Here is a 1,463-nt window from a genome sequence, read left to right as displayed (position 1 = left end):
GTGTCCGGGGACGGGCTGTGGTGTCGGTCGGTGGACGACCTGATGTGTCGTTGGCCCGGGCGGGATCATGACACAGCTGCAGGGACGGCGGACAGTGCTCTGTCCTTGAGCCGGTAGCTGGGTCCGTTGATGGCGATGACGTCGCAGTGGTGCAGGAGCCGGTCGAGGATGGCAGTGGCGATGACCTCGTCGGTGAACACCTGGCCCCACTCGGAGAACGTCTTGTTCGAGGTGAGGATGATCGAGCCGCGTTCGTAGCGGCGGCTGATCAGCTGAAACACCATGTTCGCCGCGGCCCGGTCGCAGGGCAGGTAGCCCACCTCGTCCAGCACCAGCACCGAGGGCCGCAGGTAGGTCTGGAGCTTCTTGGCGAACCGGCCGGCGGCCTCGGCGGCGCGGAGCTGGCGGACGCAGTCGTCCAGGCTGGTGAAGTAGATCGAATGGCCCGCTTGGCAGGCGGCGACGGCGAGCGCGGTGGCGATGTGGGTCTTCCCGGTGCCGGGAGGGCCCAGCAGCGCGATGTTGCGGTGCCCGGTGACGAAGGACAGGGCGGCGAGGTCACGGATCTTGCGGACGTCGAGATCGGGTTGGAAGGCGAAGTCGAACTCGTCGAGGGTCTTGTGGTGCGGCAACCCGGACAGCTTCAGGGCGGTGCGGAACCGGCGCCCCTCGCGCAGCCCGAGCTCCTCACCCAGAACGGTGTCGATGAACTCGCGATAGCCCATGGAGTCGGCCTCGGCGCGCTCGACGAGCAGCTCGAGGTTCTCAGCCAGATGCGGCAGCCCGAGCCGGGTAGCGTGCGCGGCGATCCGGCCGGTGATCAACTCACTCATGCCGCACCCACCAACGACTCGCTCTCGGCGCCGGCCGCAGCGGCGGGGTCAGGTGGTGCGGCCAGCCCGGCGAGTCGGTCGTAGTAGGCCAGCGGACGCCGGGCGACCATGACTTCGAGCGCTGCCTGGGACTCACCGAACACCATCGACCCCGACACCGAAGAGGACGCCGAGTCACCCTGGACTTGTTGGGCAGCAACGGGTTCATGATCTGTGATGTCGAGGGTGGTGGAGCGGGTGTGGCCGTCGGGGAGCTCGGCCCAGTGCGCGGGGTCGACGATCATCTGCCCGCGGACGGCCGCGAGCGGGTGCCTCCCCAGGAGCATCGGGGTCCGGTCGGGGCTGTCGACGGGCAGCCGCCAGATCTCCAGGTGCTCGACCCCGACCCGGACCTCGACCCGCTGCCCGGCCTTCGTCACGCGCCCATCGGCGGCTCTCGCGGCGACGGAGTAGGAGGACCCGGCAAAGGAGATCAACGCATCCCGTCCGACCCGGCGCAGGTGGGTCTCGGTGACCGCGTAGCCGAACTGCGGCACCGGCCCCAGCGCGGCGTGATCGCGCACGGCGCGGACGCCGATCACCTCGCCGTGGGTGCGGTGGACCTGCCCGCGCCGGATCGGCACCCACGCG

2 protein-coding genes are annotated in these 1,463 nt (G+C 69.9%); both read right to left on the bottom strand.

The genetic code is table 11. The features are described from left to right. Positions 1-65: 65 nt before the first annotated feature. Positions 66-833, bottom strand: coding sequence for an IS21-like element helper ATPase IstB (gene istB / locus ACL02T_RS34825; RefSeq protein ID WP_412835082.1), 768 nt, complete (start codon positions 831-833; stop codon positions 66-68). Next, positions 830-1,463, bottom strand: a 634-nt coding sequence (locus tag ACL02T_RS34820; protein ID WP_412835081.1) for a Mu transposase domain-containing protein, incomplete at its 5' end; no start/stop codon positions are given. The genes istB and ACL02T_RS34820, both read right to left, overlap by 4 nt.

Source organism: Pseudonocardia oceanicola, from assembly GCF_047200735.1.
Classification (GTDB): Bacteria; Actinomycetota; Actinomycetes; order Mycobacteriales; family Pseudonocardiaceae; genus Pseudonocardia.
The sequence above is the reverse complement of the archived record's forward strand: the minus strand, read 5'-3'. Positions and strand labels throughout refer to the sequence as shown.